Origin of the sequence: Rhizobium grahamii (genome assembly GCF_009498215.1) — a bacterium.
GTDB lineage: Bacteria > Pseudomonadota > Alphaproteobacteria > Rhizobiales > Rhizobiaceae > Rhizobium > Rhizobium grahamii_A.
In genome coordinates this window covers 157,278-182,349 of record NZ_CP043498.1, presented here as the reverse complement: position 1 = coordinate 182,349, position 25,072 = coordinate 157,278, and the positions used below count along the sequence as shown (strand labels likewise).

At 60.4% G+C, this 25,072-nt stretch carries 20 protein-coding genes and 1 tRNA gene; 7 read left to right on the top strand and 14 right to left on the bottom strand.

From position 1 onward, the window contains the following. Positions 1–158: 158 nt before the first annotated feature. Together rirA and FZ934_RS00895 are read right to left on the bottom strand one after the other, a co-directional pair. A complete protein-coding gene (rirA, locus tag FZ934_RS00900; RefSeq protein WP_153269523.1) occupies positions 159–641 on the bottom strand; it encodes an iron-responsive transcriptional regulator RirA in 483 nt (160 codons plus the stop codon). A 173-nt stretch (positions 642–814) separates the two neighbouring features. Next, positions 815–2,311 carry a CoA-acylating methylmalonate-semialdehyde dehydrogenase gene (locus FZ934_RS00895; RefSeq protein ID WP_153269522.1) on the bottom strand — a complete coding sequence of 499 codons (1,497 nt, stop codon included), beginning with the start codon at positions 2,309–2,311 and terminating at the stop codon, positions 815–817. Positions 2,312–2,477: 166 nt separating this feature from the next. Here FZ934_RS00895 and FZ934_RS00890 point away from each other — a divergent pair, with 166 nt between their 5' ends. Next, positions 2,478–2,792, top strand: a complete 315-nt coding sequence (locus FZ934_RS00890; RefSeq protein WP_153269521.1) for a putative quinol monooxygenase — start codon at positions 2,478–2,480, stop codon at positions 2,790–2,792. Continuing rightward, positions 2,789–3,670, top strand: coding sequence for a LysR family transcriptional regulator (locus FZ934_RS00885; protein ID WP_153269520.1), 882 nt, complete (start codon positions 2,789–2,791; stop codon positions 3,668–3,670). The genes FZ934_RS00890 and FZ934_RS00885 overlap by 4 nt, the downstream gene beginning before the upstream one ends. Before the next feature lie 15 nt (positions 3,671–3,685). Here the strand turns inward: FZ934_RS00885 and FZ934_RS00880 are convergent, their stop codons facing one another. Together FZ934_RS00880 and FZ934_RS00875 are read right to left on the bottom strand one after the other, a co-directional pair. After that, on the bottom strand, positions 3,686–4,129 hold the full coding sequence (locus FZ934_RS00880) for a DUF4174 domain-containing protein (protein ID WP_153269519.1): 444 nt from the start codon (positions 4,127–4,129) through the stop codon (positions 3,686–3,688). 182 nt (positions 4,130–4,311) lie between these two features. Beyond that, a complete protein-coding gene (locus FZ934_RS00875) occupies positions 4,312–4,557 on the bottom strand; it encodes a helix-turn-helix domain-containing protein (RefSeq protein ID WP_153269518.1) in 246 nt (81 codons plus the stop codon). A gap of 380 nt (positions 4,558–4,937) precedes the next feature. Between FZ934_RS00875 and FZ934_RS00870 the strand changes: the two genes are divergently transcribed. Beyond that, positions 4,938–5,774: a universal stress protein gene (locus FZ934_RS00870; protein ID WP_194273742.1), complete on the top strand. Its 837-nt coding sequence runs from the start codon at positions 4,938–4,940 to the stop codon at positions 5,772–5,774. A 31-nt stretch (positions 5,775–5,805) separates the two neighbouring features. Here FZ934_RS00870 and FZ934_RS00865 read toward each other — a convergent pair. After that, positions 5,806–5,882: transfer RNA gene (locus FZ934_RS00865), tRNA-His, on the bottom strand. Between the two features lie 126 nt (positions 5,883–6,008). Then, positions 6,009–6,452 carry a phasin gene (locus FZ934_RS00860; RefSeq protein WP_153269516.1) on the bottom strand — a complete coding sequence of 148 codons (444 nt, stop codon included), beginning with the start codon at positions 6,450–6,452 and terminating at the stop codon, positions 6,009–6,011. Between the two features lie 212 nt (positions 6,453–6,664). Between FZ934_RS00860 and FZ934_RS00855 the strand changes: the two genes are divergently transcribed. Further along, positions 6,665–10,375 carry an ATP-binding protein gene (locus tag FZ934_RS00855; RefSeq protein WP_153269515.1) on the top strand — a complete coding sequence of 1,237 codons (3,711 nt, stop codon included), beginning with the start codon at positions 6,665–6,667 and terminating at the stop codon, positions 10,373–10,375. A gap of 221 nt (positions 10,376–10,596) precedes the next feature. On the opposite strand, the gene FZ934_RS00850 is transcribed toward FZ934_RS00855, so the two are convergent. Further along, the gene (locus tag FZ934_RS00850) at positions 10,597–12,549 is read right to left on the bottom strand and encodes an acetoacetate--CoA ligase (RefSeq protein WP_153269514.1); all 1,953 of its coding nucleotides are present in this window, start codon (positions 12,547–12,549) and stop codon (positions 10,597–10,599) included. Positions 12,550–12,707: 158 nt separating this feature from the next. Between FZ934_RS00850 and FZ934_RS00845 the strand changes: the two genes are divergently transcribed. Further along, positions 12,708–14,588, top strand: coding sequence for an AsmA family protein (locus FZ934_RS00845; protein WP_153269513.1), 1,881 nt, complete (start codon positions 12,708–12,710; stop codon positions 14,586–14,588). Here FZ934_RS00845 and FZ934_RS00840 read toward each other — a convergent pair whose 3' ends face one another. The 5 genes from FZ934_RS00840 to FZ934_RS00820 form a co-directional block, all read right to left on the bottom strand. Next, positions 14,589–15,407 (bottom strand): ABC transporter permease, encoded by an 819-nt coding sequence (locus tag FZ934_RS00840; protein WP_153269512.1) that lies wholly within the window; start codon positions 15,405–15,407, stop codon positions 14,589–14,591. It lies immediately after the preceding gene. 3 nt (positions 15,408–15,410) lie between these two features. Beyond that, complete coding sequence (locus tag FZ934_RS00835; protein ID WP_153269511.1) at positions 15,411–16,322, bottom strand: ABC transporter permease subunit; 912 nt, start codon at positions 16,320–16,322, stop codon at positions 15,411–15,413. 3 nt (positions 16,323–16,325) lie between these two features. Beyond that, positions 16,326–17,468, bottom strand: coding sequence for an ABC transporter ATP-binding protein (locus FZ934_RS00830; RefSeq protein WP_153269510.1), 1,143 nt, complete (start codon positions 17,466–17,468; stop codon positions 16,326–16,328). Positions 17,469–17,560: 92 nt separating this feature from the next. Beyond that, the gene (locus tag FZ934_RS00825; protein ID WP_153269509.1) at positions 17,561–18,658 is read right to left on the bottom strand and encodes a polyamine ABC transporter substrate-binding protein; all 1,098 of its coding nucleotides are present in this window, start codon (positions 18,656–18,658) and stop codon (positions 17,561–17,563) included. A gap of 137 nt (positions 18,659–18,795) precedes the next feature. Then, positions 18,796–20,202, bottom strand: a complete 1,407-nt coding sequence (locus tag FZ934_RS00820; RefSeq protein ID WP_153269508.1) for a helix-turn-helix domain-containing protein — start codon at positions 20,200–20,202, stop codon at positions 18,796–18,798. Positions 20,203–20,396: 194 nt separating this feature from the next. Here FZ934_RS00820 and aceA point away from each other — a divergent pair, with 194 nt between their 5' ends. Both aceA and FZ934_RS00810 read left to right on the top strand, forming a co-directional pair. Next, positions 20,397–21,686 carry an isocitrate lyase gene (aceA, locus tag FZ934_RS00815; RefSeq protein ID WP_153269507.1) on the top strand — a complete coding sequence of 430 codons (1,290 nt, stop codon included), beginning with the start codon at positions 20,397–20,399 and terminating at the stop codon, positions 21,684–21,686. A 20-nt stretch (positions 21,687–21,706) separates the two neighbouring features. Then, positions 21,707–21,943 (top strand): SMc00767 family acetate metabolism repressor, encoded by a 237-nt coding sequence (locus FZ934_RS00810; protein ID WP_153269506.1) that lies wholly within the window; start codon positions 21,707–21,709, stop codon positions 21,941–21,943. A 30-nt stretch (positions 21,944–21,973) separates the two neighbouring features. On the opposite strand, the gene FZ934_RS00805 is transcribed toward FZ934_RS00810, so the two are convergent. Both FZ934_RS00805 and FZ934_RS00800 read right to left on the bottom strand, forming a co-directional pair. Beyond that, positions 21,974–22,843, bottom strand: coding sequence for a LysR family transcriptional regulator (locus tag FZ934_RS00805; protein ID WP_153269505.1), 870 nt, complete (start codon positions 22,841–22,843; stop codon positions 21,974–21,976). A gap of 283 nt (positions 22,844–23,126) precedes the next feature. Next, positions 23,127–24,971 (bottom strand): methyl-accepting chemotaxis protein, encoded by a 1,845-nt coding sequence (locus tag FZ934_RS00800; RefSeq protein ID WP_153269504.1) that lies wholly within the window; start codon positions 24,969–24,971, stop codon positions 23,127–23,129. Between the last annotated feature and the right edge of the window lie 101 nt (positions 24,972–25,072).

Sequence of the window (25,072 nt, the reverse complement as noted above, 5' to 3'; positions counted from 1 at the left end):
ACTGGATAAGTCCAGATTTTGTCGCATTTGGTATAATTTCGCCTACACGGGCGACAAAGCGGCACAAGCTTGCCGCGAACTGGACAAGCCTACCCTGGAAACAAAACAACCGCAGGCACCCAAGGCGACTGCGGTTGCGAAATGCTAGAAACGGAAGCTTAGGCCGCTGGTGCGGGAACTGCCGGCTTGCGGTACGCCTGCTCGCCGGTAAGGCCGAGGAGGAAATTGATCTGCGGGCGTGCCTTGACAAGATCGTCGATCGAATACTGGGTCAGCACGTCGAAGAAGGCGTTCAGTGCCTTTCGAAGCGCGGAGTTCAAGCCGCAGCTATCGACCAGCGGGCACTCGACCACGCCGTCATCCTCGAAGCATTCCGCCATCGCGAAGCTATCCTCGGTAACACGGACGATGTCGAAAAGGCTAATGTCTTTGGCAGGCCTGCCAAGACGAACACCGCCGTTGCGACCTCGGACGGTTTCAACCAGGCCGGCCTTGTTCAGGGGCTGCAGGATTTTGAACAGAAAGAGCTCGGAAACGCCGTAAGCTCGGGCGATTTCGGGGATACGGCTGAGATGCCCGTCGTTGGCCGCGCAATACATCAACATGCGTACCGCATAGTTGGTCTGTTTCGTCAAACGCATGCCGATCTCCAGAATCGTTCCCGTGTAGGTCGTCTATATAGTGGCTTTGGTAGTTTTGAACAATTCCAAAATATGAAATTCGCAATCACGTTTATGCGGCCCCTCGCCGCACAACCCAAAAACAAAACCGGCCCCACGAAGGAGCCGGTCGCAATGGGTTGAGGCTAGTTCTATTACTTCATCGTCGGCATGACGAATTCGGCACCATCCTTGATGCCTGAAGGCCAGCGAGCCGTGACCGTCTTGGTCTTGGTCCAGAACTTGATCGAGTCCGTGCCGTGCTGGTTGAGGTCGCCGAAGCTCGAAGCCTTCCAGCCGCCGAAGGAATGGTAGGCGAGTGGAACCGGAATCGGAACGTTGATGCCGATCATGCCGATGTTGATGCGCGAGGCGAAGTCGCGGGCCGCATCGCCATCGCGGGTGTAGATCGCAACGCCGTTGCCGTATTCGTGCTTCATCGGCAGGTCGAGAGCTTCTTCGTAGTTTTTCGCGCGGACGACCGAGAGAACCGGTCCGAAAATCTCGGTCTTGTAGATCTCCATGTCGGGCGTGACGTTGTCGAAGAGCGTGCCGCCGACGAAGTAGCCGCCTTCGTAGCCCTGCAGCTTGAAGCCGCGGCCGTCGACGACGAGCTTGGCGCCTTCCTCGACACCCTTGTCGATCAGGCCGCTCACGCGGGCCTGTGCTTCCTTGGTAACGAGCGGGCCGAGATCGGCCTTGTCATCCGTGTATGGACCGATACGCAGCGCCTCGATCTTCGGCGTCAGCTTCTCGACCAGACGGTTGGCCGTTTCTTCGCCCACCGGAACGGCAACGGAGATCGCCATGCAGCGCTCGCCGGCAGAGCCATAGCCCGCGCCCATCAGAGCGTTGACGGCTTGATCCATGTCGGCATCCGGCATGATGATCATGTGGTTCTTGGCGCCGCCGAAGCACTGGGCGCGCTTGCCGTTCATGGCAGCGGTGCCATAGACATAGCGGGCGATCGGGGTCGAGCCAACAAAGGAGACGGCGCCGATATCGGGATCGGTGAGGATCGCATCGACGGCAGCCTTGTCACCGTTGACGACGTTGAGGATGCCTGCCGGCAGGCCAGCTTCGATCATCAGTTCGGCAAGGCGCATCGGAACGGACGGGTCACGTTCGGACGGCTTCAGGATGAAGGCGTTGCCGCAGGCAATCGCCGGAGCGAACATCCACATCGGGATCATGGCCGGGAAGTTGAACGGGGTGATGCCGGCGCCGATGCCGACAGCCTGGCGCATCGAGTACATGTCGATTGCCGGGCCGGCACCTTCTGTGAATTCGCCCTTCTGCAGGTGCGGAATGCCGCAAACGAATTCGCAGACTTCAAGACCGCGAACGATATCGCCCTTGGAGTCTTCGACCGTCTTGCCGTGTTCGCTCGACAGGAGGACTGCGAGTTCATCCATGTGCTTGTTCAGAAGTTCGACGAACTTGAAGAAGACGCGGGCGCGACGCTGCGGGTTGGTGGCAGCCCACTTCGGCTGCGCGGCCTTGGCGTTCTCGACCGCGGCGCGGAGCTCGGCGTTGCTCGCCAAGGCGACCGTCGCCTGCACTTCGCCGGTTGCCGGGTTGAAAACGTTGCTCGAGCGACCGCTGGTGCCAGCGACATGCTTGCCGCCGATAAAATGACCGATCTCACGCATGGGTGTGCCTCCTCTAGATTTATTGGATGCCGCACAATCGCACTTCAATTTACACAAATCAATGAACTGATATAAGGAACCGTTGTGCAAAAATTAAAGCTATGGGCGGCGCTGTGGCTCCTGAGGAGCTATATAGAGCGCCAGCCAATTTGAGAGGATGGTCTCCGTGAGCGCAAAGCCTATCGTCAGAATGGCCGAGATCGAGATCGATCCGGCCCAGCTTGAAGCGTACCGCGCGCTGCTTTCCGAGGAGATTGAAGCGGCGGTTGCCCTGGAAGACGGCGTTCTTTCGCTCAGCGCCGTCGCGATCAAGGATAGCCCCCACAAGATCCGCATCCTCGAAGTGTACGCGGATCGCGACGCCTATGAGGCGCATCTGCTGACGCCGCATTTTCTGAAATACAAGAATGGAACGGTGGGGATGGTGACATCACTGACGCTCGTCGATGTCGAGCCGATCGCGATGGCGGCCGAGGCATGAACTGGGACGACGTCCGCATCTTCCTTGCCGTCGCCCGAACCGGGCAGATCCTCGCGGCCTCCAAACGGCTGGCGCTCAACCACGCCACGCTGTCGCGACGCCTGACGTCTCTCGAGGAGTCTCTGAAGACGCGGCTCTTCGTTCGCCGTACGAATGGATGCGAGCTTACCACTGAGGGTGAGGTCTTCCTGGTTTCGGCAGAGCGGATGGAAACGGAGATGCTGGCAGCGCAGGCCAATCTTGGCCGCACCGATACCGCGATTGCCGGCACCGTTCGTGTCGGAGCGCCCGACGGCTTCGGCGTTTCGTTCCTCGCGCCGCGTATGGGCCGGCTGATCGAGCGCCATCCAGAGCTGAAGATCCAGCTGGTGCCGGTGCCGCGCTCCTTTTCGCTGTCGCAGCGCGAGGCCGATATCGCCATCACCCTCGAACGCCCCCAGCAAGGTCGCCTCGTCTCGTCCAAGCTTACCGACTATACGCTCGGCCTCTATGCCTCGCGCGACTATCTGAAAAAGCATGAAGCGCCCTTCGATGCCGATGCGCTCAAGACGCATCCCCGGATCGGCTATGTCGAAGACCTCGTTTTCACGGCCTCGCTCAATTTCAGCTCGGCAGTGATGCGCAGCTGGGATGCCTCATTCGAGATTTCGACCGCGATCGGCCAGACGGAGGCCGTGCGCTCTGGCGCCGGCATCGGCATCCTCCACGACTACATCGCGCGGCAATACCCTGAACTCGTACAAGTGCTTCCCGACGTTTCCATTCACCGGGCCTACTGGACGACCTATCACGAGAGCGCACGGGATCTCGTTCGTGTCCGCACCGTGGTCGATTTCCTGCAGGAACTCGTCAGCGCCGAGCGCAACATATTTCTCTGAGCGTTCGGCAGAGGCTCAAGACTGATCCTTTGCATCAGCGGCTTCCGCCGCTCTGACCGGCATCGCGTCGATGATCGCAAAGAGCTCCCCGCTACTGACTGGTTCACGAACGTTAAGCTTGACGGTCCCGTCCTTGCCGACGAGAACCGCTGCGAACTCACCGGCCGACAAGCCGATCAGTTCCTGTTCGAGAACTCCGGCATCGAGGCTCTCGGCAGCGCCAAAAATGGCGCGCACACTGCCTTCTGCGACCTTCAGGACAACAACATCACGCTCGCTCAGACCCTCCCGGTCGGCGAGCAGCATATTCTCCTGGCGGGCCGCGCGCGCGTTGTCGGTATCTGGGAAGATCACCACCACGCGGTTTTTCCATTGAAATTGCTCAAGACTGCCAACGGCCGCATAGGCGGCGTTCGTCTCATCAACCTTGGTCGCGCCATATAAGAGTGTCTTTGACATTCGATATTCTCCCGCTGCTGACGACAACGCTGCCCCGTGGGAACGGTTCCATGGTCAGGCCAGTTGGGAAAAGCGCCACTTGGTGCTCCGGCAAGGAAACCGGTTTAGAAGACGGTCGGCATTGCCGGACCGAAAGGTGGCAGGGGCGGCCGGAAAATCCAGGCCAGCCCCATTGCATGCATTCACTCGGGAAGCAGTTCCGTAATCGGTAGCTGCAGCGCTGCTGCGATCCGCTTCAACTTGGCGGGATCAGCATCGGCGCCGCTTTCGACATCCTGGATCTCGCTGACGACCAGGCCACAGGTGACAGCAAGATCGTCAATCGAGTAACCAACGGCCTCGCGAGCATTCTTTATAGCAGCTGCGATATTAATGGTGGATACGACCGTGGCCTTGGTTTCATCCAGATTGTTGAGCGAAATGGACATCCAAGTCTCCTTCTAAAATCACTCTGAATTAACCCCCGCTTAAGAAATGGCATTCTCAATCACATTTTGCAACGCAATATGACGGCTGACAACCAAATTGTGATGCATTGAAACGATTAGCGCGCGATCTTTTCCCGCTTACGCTTCTGATCGGAAGATGCCCGCTTGCGGCATCAATAACCCTACATCGCTTGGTGGGTAGGGATCATATATTCGTTGCAGCGCAGGGGGTAGAGGCGTAGGATTTGAGGTGCGGCGCCGCCAATCACAAAAAGCAGATTTGGGCGCGGAAGGGCGACAAGACTGCGTTTGTGGAGGCAGATCCCGCCATGTTCACCATGCGACTGAGACAACAACAACCCGACCGAAGCCCGGAGGGAATGCAATATGTGGAGCCGCGCCTGGCGCGGGCGGACGTGCTGGCCCTGCTCTCGGATCCCGCATGCGCGCATTCGTGCCTCGAGATGGCCGAACAGGCGGCGCACTCGATCAACGGGAGTATGGGGGCTGCCCATCTCGGCACACGGCCTGTCGGCATGATCACCGCGCCTGAAGAGATCGACCTGATGGTGTTGCGCGAGATCTCGGAAGGGTCTTCGCGGGAGCGCTTCGAACATGTGAGCAAGGTGTTTCGCGCATGGCGGCGCAACTCTCCGGAACGGCGGACCTTGCCGATGGGCGACTATAGCGGTGATATGGAGCGCTGCATGGCGCGCGAGGTTCACGACAGCTCGATCGTGGTGGCAGCCTATCACGGCAACCTCGACGCTCGGGATGCGTTCTACGACCTCATCTTCAATGAACAGAAGCTGGTGCTGGTGCCGCCGCGCGGCGGCTATAGTGGCAACCTGCTGCGTCACGTCGTGATCGCCTGGAAGCCGCAAAATCATGCCCAGCGCGCTGTCATCGCCTCAAGGCAATGGCTGGCAGCAGCGGAACGCGTAACGATCCTCTGCGTCAACGATACGCCGGCCGCCGTATCGCAAAACAAGGCAAAGGACCTGATGGCTGAGATCGGCATCGGGGCTGAGATCGTCGCCGTCAATTCAGGAGGCCGATCGGTCGGCGAAACGATTCTCGATTTCGCCTGCGCCGAAAACGCCAGCTGCCTGCTGCTCGGCGCCTTCAAGCACAGCTATTTCCTCGAACTGCTGCTTGGACGGGTCACACGCTATCTATTGCAGAACGCGCCAATGCCGTTGCTGATGAAGCATTAAGCCAGTCAAATCGTGATGAAAAGTGGAAGAATGGTACGGTTGGGGGGTCTCGAACCTCCGACCTCAGGTGCCACAAACCTGCGCTCTAACCAACTGAGCTACAACCGCACAAATCGCGTCCGACGCGACGGGGCTCACATACGAGGACTTGAGAATTAATTCAAGCCCTATCTCCCCTCAATATACAAAAAGGCCGGACGAACGGTCCAGCCTTTTGTTGTCTCGGTGATTAGATCAGGCCGCCTTGAAGGACGCCATAACCTTTTCCGCGGCTTCCTTGCTCGGCTTGGCGAGCTTTTCGGCAACCTGCTTGGAGGTCTCTTGCATCGACTTTGCCTGCTCGATCGTCAGCTCGGTCTGCTTGCGCAGAAACGAGGTCTGGAGTTCGATCAGTTCGGCAACCGACTTGACGGACAGAAGAGCGTCCATGTGCGTCAGGGAGTGTTCGGCGTTCACGCGCAGCGCGTCGATGGCCTTATGGCCGATCTCAGCAACGCCAGCCTGGGCCGTCTGCACGGTCGTTTCCAGCGTCTTACCGGCTTCCTCGCCCGCGACCTTCATCTTCGCGTAGGCCTCGCGGGACTGCTGAGCCCCCTTCTCGGCGAAATCACGGAAAGAATCCGCGAACTTTGCAGGGTCGAAGGAAGAGATCGAAAAAACGTCGTCGATTTTCGCCATGGGTCTGCGCTCCTTTGGTCTGGGCATGGGCTAAGCCTCATTCGTTAGATGACCATTATATATAGCAGATCCTTGTGCATTGCAATATCATTGTGCACTGCACAACGCATTAACCTTTCCGCTCGAAACTCCGGGCCTCTGCTGGACCCTCATGCAGCCTGTCGTTATTAATAGAGCGTTAATTTCAATGCCCGAAGCCCGAAGGTGCGAGCATGCCGGCAGTCCAGTATCCGTTCATCGATATCGCCGTTCACCCGCGCGTGAGGGAACGTTTTGCGCGTGGCGAAGCGCTGGTCCTGCTTTCCGCCGATCTCACCCGCGCGCTGTGGGCCAACGGTTCGGGCGCCGAGCTTTTCGGGTATTCTGCCGTCTACGACCTTGTCGAACAGGGCATCAGCCGAACAGACATTACCTTTCGACAGCTTGAGGCAACCGCGCGGCAACTTGCAGCCGTTGGTGACAGCCGCAACTTCATGATCCGCATCGCGGAAGGCTTTCAGCGCGTTGCCGTCCAGGCCGGCGTCGAACTTCTTAATCTCTCCTCCGGCGAACAGGCCATTCTGGTCTTCCTACCGGCTTCGGCGAAACCGCCCTTGCGCGACAGCGCCAAGCGGATGCTGAGCGGTCTCGACGACCCTGACACCCATATGGCCGTGATCGGCGACGATGGTGAAATCATCGCCTCTTCGCCTGGCTTTGCGTCGCTCGGCGTCACCCAGCAGACGGCACGTTCGCTGGCGATTATGGCTGGTGAAAGCGCGCATGGTCTCGTGAAGCGACCGGTCGCGACGGGTAAAGGTTATCTTCCTGCCGCGGTCGGGCGAATCAGCGACACACCACCGCTCAATCTTCTCTTTGCCGTCGAGACCGTTCTCGGACGACTCGACCCGATGGAAGCGCCGGACTTATCCACAAGCGCCGTTAACCATGTTGTTGACGCGCCCGCACCCGACTTCGCCGATGCGATCGACGCCGTTGCCGGGATCGAGGACATAGAGGACGAACCGGAAGAGCGTATCGACGCTAGCGACGATGCCGCCGAGGCCTCTGTCGTTGCTGAAGAAGCCGTCGAAGCAGAGCTAACGGAAACGGCACCTGAGGTGATCGAGGAGCCTGTGCTCGAGGTCGTCGAGGAGCCTGCCACTGACGCTACGGATATTGTCGTCGATGACGCTGCGGATGAGTCGGCAGAGGTTGCAACCGAAGCCGAGCCGATGCCATCAGACATCGAACTCACTGCGGATCAGGCGACGGATCAGCCGGCCCAGGCAGTGGCCGAACACGAAGACGAGATCACCGTAGTCGATCTCGCAGCGTCGGAAGCACCGGCCGTGCAGGCAGCATCCGACAATACTGCCTTCGTGTTCAGGCCGAACAGCCGGGCGACCCGCTTTGTCTGGAAAATCGATGCCGAGGGGCGTTTCAGCGAAGTCTCGGACGAGTTCGCGGAAGCCGTCGGCCCGCATGCTGCCGACATCATCGGCGTTGCGTTCAGCGACATCGCCGCCCTCTTCAACCTCGATCCGGAAGGCAAGATCGCCGAAGCGTTGGCGCGCCGCGACACGTGGTCGGGAAAGACGATCAACTGGCCGATCGAGGGAACGAGCCTGGCCGTTCCCGTCGATCTCGCAGCCTTGCCGACCTATACGAGAAGCCGCGAGTTCGACGGCTTTCGTGGTTTCGGTGTCGTGCGCCTCGCCGACGCCGCCGAGGATCCGCTGGCACTCGGCCTGACCTTCCTGGCGCAGGAGCCGACGCCGCCGGAACTGGAACAGGCGAAAGCGGATGAGGACCTGCCTGTCGAAGCGCAGTCCGAGGAAGAGACCGCGCCGGTGCAGGTCGAAGACGAGACGCCTGACGTCGTTGATACCGTCGAACCGGCTGAGGAGGAGTCTGTTTCCGCGAAGCCGGAACCCGATACCGCACGGCCAGAGACTATCGCTCCGGAGTTGGAACCCGTTGCCGCACAGCCAGAGCCTGTCGCCGAAGCACCTGTCCCCGAGGAGCAGCCGACGGAGGCGCCTCGCGTCGAGCCGCCGGCGCTCCGGATCGTAGAAACGCCGAACCGCTGGCTGACCGACAAGATCGTTCAGCTTCACGGCGCCGGGCCGACGCTGACCACGGCTGAGCAGGCAAACTTCCGCGAAATCGCCAAGCGCCTCGAGGCCTTCGGTGTTCGCGCATCGGAAACCGATGAGGATGCTCCGGCTGGCGAGAATGCTGCTTCTGGGGAAGAAAGTCACGCTGCCGAGCCTGTCGCACCGCTCGAGGAAATTGCTGAGCCGTTGGAATCGATGTCCGACAATGCTGCACAGGCGAGTGCTGACGAAGAAGACGATGTCATCGAGGGCCTTGAGGAGACCGTCAGCCAGATGGATATTCTGGCGAGCTTCATTCCGCCACGGGTGAAGATGACGGACGGCTTCTCCGCTGGTGTGATCGACCAGCTGCCTGTTGCCGTTCTCATTCATGCCGGCGACGACCTGATCCATGCCAATCCGGAGTTCATGCGGCTGACCGGTTACGGCTCGCTCGAGGAGCTTTCTGATGTCGGCGGTATCGACGCTCTGCTGCAGCGGCACGAGCTAACAGGAAACGCACGCGGCGGCAGCGCCATGATGCTCGTCACCGCCGAAGACGAACTGGTGCCGGTTTCGGCACGGCTGCAGTCCATTCGCTGGGAAGAATCCAGCGCACTGATGCTGGCGCTGATGCCGACCGCAAACGATGGAACGGTGCCGGCGAAGGATATCGCACCGGCGGAGCCCCGCGCCACCGATCGGATGGTCGAAAAGGTTGCCCGGCTGCAGGTTGAAGTCGAGGAGCTGAGATCGATCCTAGAGACCGCCACTGACGGCGTTGTCGTCATCGGCAGCGAGGGCGACATCCGCTCGATGAACCGTTCGGCCAGCGCTCTTTTCAACTACGATGAAGAAGAGACGCGCGGCAAACCCTTCGTCATGCTCTTCGCTCATGAAAGCCAGCGGGCCGTGCTCGATTATCTCAACGGGCTCTCCGGCCACGGCGTCGCGAGCGTCCTGAACGACGGTCGCGAAGTGATCGGGCGCGAGGCTGCCGGTGGTTTCGTGCCGCTTTTCATGACGATGGGCCGCCTCACCTCGTCGAACGGTTACTGCGCCGTCATCCGCGACATTACCCAGTGGAAGCGCACCGAAGACGACCTGCGCACTGCCAAGAGCGCGGCCGAAACCGCCAATGCCCACAAGACGGATTTCCTCGCACGCGTCAGCCACGAGATCCGCACGCCCCTCAATGCGATCATCGGCTTCTCCGACATGATGGCGACGGAACGTTTCGGCACGATCGGGCATCCGCGCTACGTCGAATATGCCAACGACATCGGTCGCTCAGGCCGTCATGTCCTCGATATCGTCAACGATCTTTTGGATATCTCCAAGATCGAGGCAGGCGAAATGGACCTCGACTTCGATGCCGTCAAGCTCAACGAGGCCATTTCGGAAGCGGTATCGCTGCTGCAGCCGCAGGCAAACAGCCAGCGCGTCATCATCCGGACGGCACTGTCGCAGGCCATTCCCGATGTCGTCGCCGATCTCCGCTCCATCAAGCAGATCGCGCTCAACATCCTGTCGAACTCGATCCGTTTCACGCCGTCGGGCGGTCAGATCGTAGTGTCCACGTCCTATGAGGCCAACGGCAGCGTTGTCCTTCGCATTCGCGACACCGGCGTCGGGATGACCCGCAGTGAGCTCGATCAGGCGATGAAGCCTTTCCGCCAGGTGTCGACACAATCGCGCCATCGCGGCGAAGGGACCGGGCTTGGCCTGCCGCTGACCAAGGCAATGGTCGATGCGAACCGTGCGATCTTCGCGATCAGTTCGACGCCGAACGAAGGTACGCTCGTCGAGATCGCCTTCCCGTCGCAACGCGTTCTCGCAGGCTGAACGAAAAAAGGCAGCCGAAGTGGCTGCCTGTAAAGTTCAGTGCTGTTCAACAAGGGCTTAGTCGTTCAACATCATGTTTCGGGAGCCGGGGCTCCAAGCTGCCTCGTTCATCAGCAGCCCCAAGTTACATTCACCTTTGACAAAGGTTTCTTAACGAAAAGTTGCCGCTGCAAGGCAGCTTTTGAAGGTCAAAGCTTGTAGTTTCGTTCGCATTTTAACAACTAGCCGCGCAGTTCCGGAAGTGCGGCGAAGAGATCCAGCGCCTCGGGATTGGCGAGCGCTTCCTTGTTCTTGACCGGGCGGCCATGCACGACTTCGCGAACGGCGAGTTCGACAATCTTGCCGGATTTGGTCCTCGGAATATCGGCGACCGCGATGATCTTCGCAGGCACGTGGCGTGGCGATGCGCCGGTGCGTATCCGCGTCTTGATCGCCTTCACCAATTCGTCCGTAAGGGCAACGCCAGACGCGAGACGCACGAACAGGATCACGCGAACGTCATCGTCCCAATCCTGACCGATGCACAGCGCTTCGGCCACCTCGCCCATCTGCTCGACCTGATTGTATATCTCCGCCGTGCCGATCCGTACGCCGCCCGGATTGAGCGTTGCATCCGAGCGGCCGTGAATGACGATGCCGTCGTGCTCCGTCCATTCGGCGAAATCGCCATGGCACCAGATATTGTCGAACCGCTCGAAATAGGCGGCGCGATATTTTGCGCGATCGGGATCGTTCCAGAACATCACGGGCATGGATGGGAACGCCCTCGTGCACACGAGCTCCCCCTTCTGTCCACGCACCGGATGGCCTTCGTCATCCCAGACGTCCATCGCAAGGCCGAGGCCGGGGCCCTGTATCTCGCCGCGCCAGACGGGCTGCAGCGAATTTCCAAGGACGAAGCAGGAGACGATGTCCGTACCGCCGGAAATCGAGGCCAGCTGAATGTCCGTCTTGATCCCCTCGTAGACGAAGGTGAATCCCTCGGGCGACAGCGGCGAGCCGGTTGATGTCATTAGCCGCAAGCTGGAAAGATCATGGGAGTTGCGCGGAACAAGCCCGCTCTTACGCACGGCGTCGATGTACTTCGCGGACGTGCCGAACACGGCAAATTTCTCGGCTTGTGCGTAGTCGAACAACACGTTGCCATCAGGCGCGAACGGCGACCCGTCGAACAGGCAGAGCGTTGCGCCAACGGCGAGGCCGCTGACCAACCAGTTCCACATCATCCAGCCGCAGGTCGTGAAGTAGAAGAGTTTTTCGCCCGGCTGCAGTCCGCAATGAAGGCGATGTTCCTTGAGATGCTGCAGCAGCGTGCCGCCCGCCGAATGCACGATGCACTTCGGCACGCCCGTGGTCCCCGACGAGAACAGGATATAGAGCGGATGTGAAAACGGTAGGCGGACAAACTGCAGGTCGGAGGGGGCATAGGGAGCAATGAACGCGTCGAGCGTCCTCGCGTTCGGTGTTTGGTGCGCGACCGCCTCGGCATCGCCGGCATAGTGAACAACGACGACAGGACTGCCGAGCCCCCTGGCGACCGCCACTACCTTTTCCTTCACATCCTGAAGCTTGCCGCCGTACCAATAGGCATCGCAGGCGACGAACAATTTCGGGCCGATCTGGCCGAAGCGATCGAGCACGCCCTGCTCCCCGAAATCGGGCGAACAGGACGACCAGATCGCCCCGATGGACGCCGCCGCCAGCATGAAGGCTACGGTCTCCGGCATGTTCGGCATCATTGCCGCAACACGATCGCCGGCGCCGATACCCTCGGCGCGCAGAGCCTGCTGCAGCCGCGACACCAGATCGCGAAGTCTGTCCCAGCTCCAGCGATCCTCCACCTTGTCCTCGCCGCGGAAGACGATGGCGTCACCATGGCCTTTACCGGCGAGCAGGTTTTCGGCGAAATTCAGGATCGCATCGGGAAAGAAGCGGGCATCGATCATGGTTTCGTCGTTGATCAGCGTGCGGGCACCGCGATCGCCTATCACGCCGCAGAAATTCCAGACAGCGTTCCAGAAATGCTCCCGCTCGGCGACGGACCAGCCGTGGAGATCGGCGTAGCTTTCCAGCCCGAGACCGTGCGCGTCGTTGCAGGCCTGCATGAAGGCATGCATCGGAGAAGCCTTGATCGAGGCTGGCGAGGGCATCCAGAGTGGCTTATCGTCACGCATCCAAGCTTCTCCTGTTCCGTCGCCTATATATCATGCTGCAGCGCGCAAGAAAGGTGGAAACCGGAGGGCAAAGGCGATCGATTTGCAACTGTCCGGCAATTGATATATCCGGCATTTCAGTAGATTAACGGACGAGCGCCGAAAAACGGGCGAAGCTTATGACGACGTCTCGACAGCCGCAGTGGCGGAAGAAAATGAAGCCTGTGTCCCGTTGGTTGCCCGGTATCGCCAGGCTCGCCACAGTGGTGCTGCTCGTCGCGCTGACCGTGTTCGTCTCGCTTCGCGTGGCCGGCCCCTATCTCATCTCCACCGGCATGGTGCGCTCGGGCATCGAAGACGCGCTGTCGAAATGGATCGGCTACAATGCCGAGATCGCAGGCAGGCCGGTCGTCGAATTCTGGCCCACGCCGCGCATCACGCTCAGCCAGATCTCCGTTCGCCAGAAGACCGACGAGAAGAAGCTGCTTGGAACGATCGAGAGCCTATCGGCCGAATTCAACCTGATCGATGCGATCAGAGGCAAGGCGAGCTTCCACGAATTCCATCTGCTGCGGCCCAACCTCCAGCTGACCCGCGAGAAGAGCGGCATGATCGACTGGACGAACGAAGGCCAGCTCGCCAAGGCGATCAATGCCGCCGGAAGCGACGGCAACCAGGAAAAGCTCGATCCCAGGCTGGACGCACGCGTCGGAACGATCACGGTCGAGGACGGCACACTTAATGTTACCGACGTCGCCAGCGGTAAATCCTATCACTTCGAGGGCGTGACTGCCGATGTAAGCTGGTCGAAGCTTTCCAATCCGCTGAGCGCGGTTCTTATCGCCCGCACCAACGGCCTCGACCTGAAGCTGGACTTCTCCTCGCCAAGCCCTCTGCTGGTCTTCGGAGGAAAGCGCGCGCCGATGACTGCCTCGTTGGCATCCAATCTGTTGACTGCGCGCTTCGACGGCGTTGGCAGCATTACCCATCTTCTCGGCTACTCCGGCAGCATGGCGGTGACCATTCCGGACCTCCCGGCCCTGCTCACCTGGGCAGACCGTTCGTTGCCCGGCGTTGCAACGCTCAAGGCTTTTTCGATCGAGAGCGACATGGTCTCGGCGGATAATGGCTTCCGTTTCAACAATGTCAGCATGGGGATGAACGGGGCGAGCGCCACCGGGGCCATGGATGTCACCTTCATGCCCGGCAAGCGACCGAAACTTGGCGGCACGCTCGCTTTTGACGAGATGAACTTCCGGTCGTTGTTCGATGCTTTCGCATTGCGCCTCGCGGCAGGCGAAGCCGGCGGACCGCCGGATGGCGGCGCGTTGCAGCAGCTGGATCTCGATCTTCGTTTCTCGGCGAAACGGGCGGATATTGCCCCATTCGAGCTGACAAACGTCGGCGCCGGCATCATCGTGTCCAGCAACGAGGCCAAGTTCGATATCGGCGACAGCCAGTTCGAGGGCGGATCGCTGACCGCGCATCTGGAAGCGACCCGCGGCGATTTCGACGGCGGCGGTAAGCTTCAACTCTCGATCAGCGGCGCCGATTTCGCCAACCTGATCGAGCGACTGCAGCTGAAGGGACCGCTTCCGCTGACGACAGGCTCGCTCGATCTGTCCGTCCGCACGGCACTTCCGCTTTGGAAGGCCGGACCTGCCGATGTGACCGGAACGATCGGATTTCACGCGCTCTCCGGATCGCTCCCGGGCTTCGATGCCGAAGCCATTCGCAGCAAGGCGGCGACAGGGGAATTTTTCGACCTCAGCGCCGTATCGCACCGGTCATTTGCCTTCGACAAGTTCGACATGGCTGCCGACCTGTCGGACGGCGTCGCAACCATTCGCAACGCCGTGATAGATGGACCGGTCGAGACCATCGTGCTGACCGGCGTCATCCCTTACAAATCAAGCGGACTGGCTCTTTCGGGAGCCATCGGCGCCACGCAGCCAAGCGCGAGCCAGAATTTCCCCGGCCTGCCGTTTTTCGTCGGCGGTTCCTGGCCGGACCCTGTGATTTCCATGGTTCCGGCCTCCACCCAGGGCACGACAAAGTAATCAGGGTGCGTTGGCCGCAGCCCGCTCATCTCGTTCGCGCTGCAGTTCACGGCGCTTGGTGATCGTCGATGCGACGATGACGCCGATGGCGACGATGCCGATAAGGATCGTGCACACCGCATTGATCTCAGGCGTCACGCCAAGACGAACCTGGCTGTAGATCTTCATCGGCAGGGTGGTGGCGCCCGGTCCCGACGTGAAGCTCGCAATCACCAGGTCGTCGAGCGACAGCGTGAAAGCCAAAATCCAGCCGGAGAGAACGGCCGGCGCGATGATCGGCAGCGTCACCTCGAAAAACGTCCGGACCGGCGGCGCTCCGAGGTCCATCGCGGCCTCCTCGATCGAGCGATCGAAGGTCAGCAAGCGGGACTGCACGACCACGGCGACGAAGCACATGGTCAGGGTCGTGTGCGCCAGCGTGATGGTCCAGAAGCCTCGGTCGAAGCCGACGGCGACGAAGAGCAGCAGCAGCGACAGGCCGGTGATAACCTCCGGCATGACGAGCGGCGCATAGACCATGCCCGAGAAGAGCATCCGGCCGCGGAACCGCGTGTAGCGAACCAGCGCGAGCGCCGCAAAGGTTCCGAGAACGGTCGCGGCGGTCGCCGAGAGCAGGCCGACGCGGATCGTCACCCAGGCGGCATCGAGAAGCGCCTGGTTATGAAAGAGCGAGGTGTACCACTTGGTCGAGAAACCGCCCCATACCGTGACCAGCTTCGACTCGTTGAACGAAAAGACGACGAGAAGAACGATCGGAAGGTAGAGAAAGGCAAAGCCAAGCGCCACGGAAGCGATGTTGAAACGGGTCCACTTCAGCATGGCCTACTTCCCCTGCTCGTCGGCTTTGGCTTGCGCGTTCTGGAAGAACACGATCGGAATGACGAGGATCAGAAGCAGGATCGTCGCCACGGCCGAGGATACCGGCCAGTCGCGATTGGCGTTGAACTCGTTCCACAAGGTCTTGCCGATCATCAAGGTCTGCGATCCGCCGAGCAGATCGGGAATGACGAACTCGCCGACAGCCGGGATGAAGACCAGCATGCAGCCCGCAACGACACCCGGAAGCGACAGCGGGAACGTCACACGCCAGAAGGCCGATATCGGCGTGCATCCGAGATCCTGTGCTGCCTCGATCAGCGTTCCGTCCATCTTCTCGAGCGACGAATAGAGCGGCAGCACCATGAACGGCAGGTAGGAATAGACGATACCGATATAGACCGCGATGTTGGTGTTCAGGATGATCAGCGGGCTGTCGATGATGTGCAGCGACTGCAGCAGCTGATTGAACAATCCTTCCGGCTTGAGGATCGCGATCCAGGCGTAGACGCGGATCAGGAAGCTCGTCCAGAACGGCAGGATCACGAGCATGACCAGCGTCGGGCGAATGGTGCGCGGCGCCTGCGCCATGCCATAGGCGATCGGATAGGCGATCAGCAGCGTCAGGAACGTCGATACGCCGGCGATAATGACGCTCGACAGATAGGCGTTGAAATAGAGCGGATCGTCGATCAGATAGTGATAGTTGTCGAACGAGAACGCCGACAGTTTCTCGGATATGCCGGCCCAGCCATCGGACCAGAAGAACACAGGCTCGTAAGGAGGCATCGCGATCGCGGTGGTCGAAAGCGAAATCCGGAAGACGATGAAGAATGGCGCCAGGAAGAACAGCAGCAGCCAGACGTAGGGAACGATGATAACGAGGCGGTTGTAGAAGGCGGAACCGAGCTTGCCCATATCTCAATCCTTCAACAGGACGCCGGCGTCTTCGGCGAAGCTGATCCACACTTCCTGGTCATAGGTGAACGGATCCTCGACCGCCCGCTGGGCATTCAACAGCGAGGCCTTTACGACCTTTCCGCTCTTCAGCTTGATATGGAAAACCGTCATATCGCCGAGATAAGCGATGTCCCAAAGCTCGCCCGATGCAGCGTTCACGCCGGGATTTGCCGGAGGCGTTCGCGTTACCTTGAGCTTTTCCGGACGAATGGCGAAGCCGGCGGCGCTGCCGACGGAGGGAGTGTCGCTGCTTGCGACCTTGACCATCATACCACCGTCAGCGGCAATCTCGACGGTGCCGGCCGCGGCCGCGGTAACCTTGCCGTCGAAGATGTTCACATCGCCGATGAAGTCGGCAACGAAACGCGAGTTGGGCGCTTCGTAGATTTCGGCGGGCGTGGCAACCTGAATGACCTTGCCGTGGCTCATGACCGCGATGCGATCGGCCATGGTCATTGCCTCTTCCTGGTCGTGGGTCACGACGACGAAGGTCAGACCGAGGTTCTGCTGCAGGTCCATGAGCTCGAACTGGGTTTCCTCGCGCAGCTTCTTGTCGAGTGCGCCCAACGGCTCGTCGAGCAGCAGCACCTTCGGACGCTTGGCAAGCGAGCGTGCCAAGGCAACGCGCTGGCGCTGGCCGCCGGATAGCTGGTTGGGTTTGCGCGAGGCGAACTTTTCCAGCTTGACCATCTTCAGCATTTGCAGGACGCGCTCGCCGATCTCGTCCTTCTGCATGCCATCCTGGCGCAGACCGAAGGCGATGTTCTTCTCGACGGTCATGTGGGGAAAGAGGGCGTAGGACTGGAACATCATGTTGACGGGCCGCCGGTAGGGCGGCGTTCCGGCCATGTCGGTCCCATCAAGAACGATTTCGCCTGCCGTCGGCTGTTCGAAGCCTGCAAGCATGCGAAGAAGCGTCGACTTCCCACAGCCCGAGGCACCGAGCAGCGCAAAGAACTCGCGGTGATAGATGTTCAGCGACAGATCATCGACGGCGGTGAAATCGCCGAACCGTTTCGTCACATTCTTAAACGAGATGAAGGGCTTCGACGTCGCGTCCGCCCACGGCGCAAACGAGCGACGGATATTGCCAAGTGACTTCATAATGTTCCCCGAAGTATGAAATTTCGAACCGAAGTTCCCCGCAATCGGCTTAAGAAAAGGCCCGGGCGTTGCCGTCCGGGCCTGTCGATCGATTACTGGCCAGTGACAACCTTTGTCCAGAGCCGGGTCGCGGTGCGCTGCGTTTTCGGATCCCACGGCGAGATCGTGAAGAGCTTCTTCATGGTGTCGGCATCCGGATAGATCGCCGTGTCCTCCAGAACCTCCTTGTCCACGAACTCCTGCGACGCCTTGTTGCCGTTGGCGTAGAAGACGTAGTTGCTGGCCTTGGCAATGACTTCGGGCTTCATCATGTAGTTGATGAATTCATGCGCTTCGGCGACGTGCGGCGCATCGGCCGGGATCGCCATCAGGTCGAACCACATCTGCGCACCCTGCGACGGAATGGAGTAATCCACCTCGACGCCGTTCTTCGCCTCTTCGGCACGGTCACGCGCCTGCAGAACGTCACCCGAATAGCCGAACGCGATGCAGATATCGCCATTTGCCAGAGCATTGATGTATTCGGACGAATGGAACTTGCGGATGTAGGGACGGACGGAGGTCAGCAGCTCTTCGACCTTCTTGAAGTCCTCAGCCTTTGTCGAATTCGGATCGAGGCCGAGATAGTGCAGTGCCGTCGAGATCACATCCTTCGGCGTGTCGAGGACATAGATGCCGCAATCCTTGAACTTGGCAGCGATCTTCGGATCGAAGATGACTTCCAGACCTGGCTTCACATCCGGGCCGAGGATCTCGGCGACCTTCTTGACGTTGTAGCCGATACCGTCAGTGCCCCACATGTAGTCGACGGCATATTCATTGCCCGGGTCGTAGGACGCCGTGCGCTGCTCGATGACATCCCACATGTTCGACAGGTTGGGCAGCTTCGACTTGTCGAGCTTCTGGAACACGCCTGCCTGGATCTGGCGCTGGAGGAAGTCGGCCGTCGGCACGACGACGTCATAACCCGTGCCGCCTGCCAGCAGCTTGGTTTCAACGGTCTCGTTGGAATCGAAGGTGTCGTAGACGACCTTGATGCCGGTTTCCTTGGTGAAGTCCTCAAGGATCGAACTGTCGATATAGTCCGACCAATTGTAGATGTTTACAACCTTCTCCTGCGCAAGCGACGGCGCAGCAGAAAACGCAGCCACGACGGCAGTGGCTGCCAGTCTCGCGATTGTTGACCTCATGATCTCTCCTGTTTGTGAGGCATTTGCGTGCGACAAACACCCTTATTACGGCTTGTGCCCTCTGGTTTTGCACGCAGACTAGAAAGGATTTCAAAAGCCGACAAGCGCAAAATCCTGCACTCTCAATGATTTCACCGTCACTGGAAATCGAAGCCGCTCAAGCCTGCCGCCATCTCGTCGAGGCCGAGGGGACGCGTCACCGGAGGCTCCGCGCGCGACAGACAGCCGCGCCGCTCGCAAAGGCGACAAGCCGCTCCGATCGGCACTGCGGATTGCCCTCCGATGGCACCGTAGACCGTTGCTTCTCCGAGCGATGCGTCGCAGCCTACGAGGACTGCCGTGCGCCTCACTCTTTCGCCAAACGGAACATTCGGCCCCTCCAACGTCCGGGCAACCGTCAGATAGCGTCCGCCGTCCGGCATCTCGACCGTCTCGGCAAGGATCTGGCCTGGCTGCAAGAAGGCCGCATGCATGTTCAGCTTGGGACAGCCGCCGCCGAACCGCACGGAGGGAAACCCTTGCGCGCCAGCGCTGCGCAGACGGTGCCCCGCGGCGTCTATCTCGATCAGGAAGAATGGAATTGCCTGCGCCGCCGGACGCTGCAGCATCGTCAACCGCGTCGCGGCCTGGGCGAAGGACACGTCGAACCGCACGCGGAGAAGATCGATGTCATAGCGGGTGGCCTGTGCAGCGGCGAAGAAGGGGGCGTAGGGCATCAACAGGGAGAGCGCCGCGTATCGGCCGAGTTCGAAGCGGGCCAGCCTCTTCGCCTCGGGCGAGGAGAGGACAAGACCATCGAGTTCGACCGCAAGCGCTTCCCGAAGCGCAAGCGTCGCGACCTCGATGGCGATCTCAAGCGCCTGATCGGCCTGTGACAGGCGCTCCGAAATGAAGAGCCGCATCGAATGGCGATCGAAGCGTCGACGCAGATCCGGCATGACGTGAACAGGAAGGACACGCACACCGATGCCGCGCTCGGTGCGCAGCCAGTCGCGGAGCGCGGAAGGCAGGTCGCGGGCGCCTGAGAACCCCGCCAGAAATGTTTCGGCCGCGGTCTCGATCTGAGGAAAATAAGCTGACCGCCTTTCGAAGAGATCGCGCACCTCGTCGGCCGGGAGGCGCGCGCCTGTGATCGGCACGGTTCCTTCGCCTGCAGTCAGCGACGTGAAATCGGAGAGGCGCGCGGCCTGCTCCCGATAGGCCCGATAAAGCTTGACGATACCGCTTGCAGCGTTGGGTGCGGCTTCGGCAACCTCCACCAGTTCCTGGTCGCCGGGCAATTCGCTTGCCAGCAAGGGATCGGCGAAAACTTCCTTCAGCTGATTGAGATTGCCAGCGCCGTCATCGCGCAACTCTTCGAGATCGACCTTGTAGACGGCGGCCAGTTTGATGAGCAGCTGCACCGTTAGCGGACGCTGATTGCGCTCAATAAGATTGAGGTAGGATGGCGAGATGCTCAATGCCTCGGCCATCGCCGCCTGCGTCACGCCAAGGCCGTTGCGGATGCGCCGCACCTTCGGTCCGGCGAATATCTTTCGTTCCACGCGACAATCCTTTACAGCGACAGAGCCTCGCCGAATTTACAAATATTGACAACAATACCTGAGCATTCTGTCAAGTTCTTTGCATGTAAACCCGTTTACCCCCAGCAGCTCACTTATATTTCTGGCCTTTCCTCTCCGATTTGTAAATCCTGTCAATCAGCCAACGAGACGGCATTTCTGCAATGGAGGATAAAATGACAGGTTTTGACAAAATTCACCGTGATATTCCCGAGGGCCGCTTTGATGGGATCGAGCGCCCCTACTCGGTCGATGACGTCAAACGCCTGCGCGGATCGGTGACGCTTCGCCATACGCTGGCCGAGATGGGCGCGAACAGGCTCTGGCAACTCCTGCACGACGAGCCGTTCATCAATGCACTCGGCGCGCTCTCGGGCAACCAGGCAATGCAGATGGTTCGCGCCGGCCTGAAGGCGATCTATCTTTCCGGATGGCAGGTCGCGGCGGACGCGAACACGGCGTCGGCGATGTATCCGGATCAATCGCTTTACCCGGCAAACGCCGGCCCCGAACTCGCCAAGCGGATCAACCGCACGCTTCAGCGCGCTGATCAGATCGAGACCTCCGAGGGCGAAGGTCTCTCCGTCGAGAACTGGTTTGCGCCGATCGTTGCGGATGCCGAAGCCGGTTTCGGTGGCCCGCTCAATGCATTCGAGATCATGAAAGCCTACATCGAGGCCGGGGTCGCCGGCGTCCATTTCGAGGATCAGCTGGCGTCCGAAAAGAAGTGCGGCCATCTCGGCGGCAAGGTTCTGATCCCGACCGCAGCGCATATCCGTAACCTCGATGCCGCGCGTCTTGCTGCCGATGTCATGGGCGTACCGACGCTCGTCATTGCCCGCACCGACGCGGAAGCCGCAAAGCTGCTGACATCCGATATCGACGAGCGCGATCAGCCTTTCGTCGATTACGCCGCCGGACGAACCGTCGAAGGCTTCTACCGTGTCCACAGCGGCCTCGAGCCCTGCATCGCACGTGCCGTCGCCTACGCGCCGCATTGCGATCTGATCTGGTGCGAGACGTCGAAGCCGGATCTCGATCAGGCACGGCGGTTCGCGGAAGGGGTGCACAAGGTTCATCCCGGCAAGCTGCTTGCCTATAACTGCTCGCCGTCGTTCAACTGGAAGAAGAACCTGGACGACGCGACGATCGCGAAATTCCAGCGGGAGCTCGGAGCCATGGGCTACAAGTTCCAGTTCATCACGCTGGCCGGCTTCCATCAGCTGAATTTCGGTATGTTCGAACTGGCGCGCGGCTATCGTGATCGGCAGATGGCGGCCTATTCCGAGTTGCAGCAGGCGGAATTCGCTGCCGAGGCGAACGGCTACACGGCCACGAAACATCAGCGCGAAGTCGGCACCGGCTACTTCGACGCGGTCTCGATGGCAATCACCGGCGGGCGGTCGTCGACCACCGCTATGAATGAATCCACCGAACACGCACAGTTCAAACCAGCAGCTGAATGACCGAAGGAGGAGAAACGGCCATGCCTACGCTCGCACGTGTCAAGGAACGCGCAGAGGAACAATCAACCACCATGACGGCAGATCAGCAGAGCATGATCCGAATGCTCGCAAACGACCTGCATCGGCTGAACCTGTCGGTCATGAAGGCAGTCGATGCCGGCGTCTCCGTCGAGCTCGTTCGCTCGGCCAGGCATCACGGCGGCGACGGAAACTGGGGAGACCTGCTGATCCCGGTCATTGTCGCCAGCCGTAGCTGACGAGGCCGCGATGGCTGCGCGGCGCCTGAACTAGTTTCGCGTCGCCCGCTTTCCGGCGATCAGATCCGCGTAGCCCTTGAGCAACCTCGTCATTCGATCGGCAACGGTCCGGATTTCCGGCCGGTGCCGATCCTCGTTGTTCATGACGATCCACTGACGATGACGCAGCTCCGGAAGCTCGTCGCCAAGCCGCTGCAGTTCCGGATCAAGGTCACCAACGAAGCAAGGCAACACCGCCTTGCCAACCCCTGCCCTGACGAGTTCCGGCAAGGACCGCGGTCGGTTGACCGTCGCGACGATCGAGGCCGCCGCATTTCGGTACGGCCAGCGGAGATAGTTGGAGATCGCGTCGTCCTCGCTAACGGCAACCCATCGCTCCTCGCTCTCACTTGCGTTTCGCCGTGCGTAGACAGCATAGGCGACCTCGCCGAGCAGGCGGGCGGCCAGATTGCCCTCTTCCGGCTCGAAGGCGCGAATGCCGATATCGCTCTCGCGGTAGCTGAGGCTCGCGCGCGCTTCACCGATGGTCAGCGATACTGCGAAGGGATCGCCGGGGTTACGGATGGCGGAGAAATTCGTTGTCAGAAGCCAGGCGACCCAGGTGCCCGCCGCGACCTTGACCGTTGCAGCCGGCGTGCCGGCGAGCCGCCACGCTTCGACCTTGCGCGCAGCGGCCTCCATGTCCTGCAGATGCTCGAGCAGTGCCAATCCGTCGGGCGTCGGCCGATAGCCGGTCTGGCTCCGCAGAAACAGCGCCTTGCCGATTTCCTGCTCCAGATCGAGCATCCGTCGACCGATCGTTGCGGGGCTCAGGCCGCTGGCGGTACTTGCCCCTGTCAGGCCGCCGAGACGGGCAACCTGCAGGAAGAGCTGAAAGGAATCCCATTGCGTGCTTTTCATGAGTGAAAAACATAATGAGATATCTCTGGTTTATGAAGCAGATTTTGAGGGATAACCAAAGCGATGTTCCATCAAGAGGACATCACCATGATTGAGTATATCGCCTTCTCGTTTCTCGCCGAACGCCAATTCACCCCCAGCGACCGGCAAACACCGGCCGCCGAACAGGCCTTCTACGATACTGTCGGCCAGTCGCTGCCTGTCCGGCTTGCCGCGTTTCTCACGTCGTCACGCCTACGTCGCCGGAAGCGTTCATCAGCAAGTGGACAGGAATGCGACTGCGTCACGCGGCATTCCTGGCGAAGTAATCGGCCGGCGTCGAGGCATCGATGCGGAACTGGCGGATCAACGTCATCAGCGTATCGGCCTCATGGGCGAGCTGTCGGCTCGCCTGTGTCGTATCTTCGACCATCGCCGCGTTCTGCTGGGTCATCTGGTCCATCGCATTGACCGAACCGTTCACTTCCTGCAGCGCTGCGGACTGATCCTGGCTTGCCGTTGCGATCGTTTCGACATGCTTGCTGATGGCGATGATTTCCTGGCTGATCGAGGCAAGCACGGCACCCGTCTTCTGCACCAGCGTCGAGCCGGCGGTGACCTCACGGGTCGACTTCTCGATCAGTCCCTTGATTTCGCGAGCCGCATCGGCCGAACGCTGGGCAAGTTCGCGAACCTCCTGCGCCACCACGGCGAAGCCCTTGCCAGCCTCGCCGGCGCGCGCTGCCTCGATACCGGCGTTCAGAGCCAGAAGATTGGTCTGGAATGCGATGTCGTCGATGACTTCGATGATCTGCTCGATCTGCTTCGACGCCTGCTCGATGCGATCCATCGCCGCGATCGCGTCGCTGACGACTGCGCCGGAGCTATCGGCGGTCTTCTTTGTTTCCGAAACCGCGTCGTTTGCCTCGCGGGCGCGCGCTGCGGACGAACGGACCGTTACCGTGATTTCCTCGACGGCTGCCGCCGTCTCTTCCAGGCTTGCAGCCTGGGCTTCGGTTCGCTTCGAAAGCTCATCGGCGGACGAACGCATTGCTCCTGAATTTCCGTGGATCACGGATGCGTTGTCGCGGATCCGCGAGAGCGTATCCTGCAGACGGACCAGCGACGCGTTGAAATCGACACGCAGCTGTTCGAGACGGCCGACGAACGGCGTCTGGATGGTCTGCGACACGTCTCCCTGCGCCAGGCGTCCGAGGCCCATGGCGAGTTCGGTGACGGCGAAATCGATCTGGCCATCGAGGGTGCGTTTCTCGGCGTCGTTGCGGGCGCGCTCGGCGTCGCTCAACTGGCGCTGTTCGGCAGCCTGTGTTTCCAGCAACTGACGCGCACGGGCGCTGTCCTGGAACTGGGCCAGGGCGCGACCGATGGCGCCGAATTCATTCTGCTTCTCGACACATGGCACGGCGCCGTCGAGCTTTCCGGCAGAGATCCCGTGGATGGTCGCCGTTAGGGCTTCAAGCGGGCGGACGGAAGCGCGTACGGCGAAATAGGCCAAGATGCCCATCAGCGCGAGCACGCCGACACCGACACCCACGACCAACGTCAGCAGCTGGTTCAGGCTGCTGTAATAGACTTCCATCGGAATGCCTATGAAGAGGACACCGATATTGGCCCCGGATGAATTCTTGACCGGGAAGTAGCCGGTCATGAATTTGCGGCCGAACAGATCCGCCGGGCCATAATAGGCTTGGCCATTTGCCAGGACGGCCTGCGCGGGATGATTGGCTGCGAGTTTCGTGCCGACGGCCCGGTCGCCGTTTTCCTTCTTCACGTTCGTCGAGACGCGGACGTAATCGCCACCTTGGCGCTCGAACACCGTCGCGACGCCGCCAATGGACTGGGCCGTGCGGTCGACAAGCGCGTGATCGCCGAGCGAGGGGAGCTTTTCTTCGGTCAGGCCGAGAAGCGCGTTGTCGCTGACATCGACCTTCGCCGCCGGATCGGCAGCACCGTACAGCACCGCCATGGCCCGGCTCGCATCCTTCGCGTCGGAGACGGCGCTCGTCATCACGTAGGAGCTCAGATTGTAATAGGTCACAGAGACGATGGCGACGGTACTGAAGATCAGCAAACCGAGCGCGATGGCGACAATCTGACGAACGATGGATGCGGAGAAGAGCCGGAGCATGGATACCTCGAGAAACAGATGGCATCGACGCTAGCGAAAGAAATTTAAGAAAACCCTGAAAATTGACGATTGTCAAAATTCAACATGGGCACGGCTGCTGA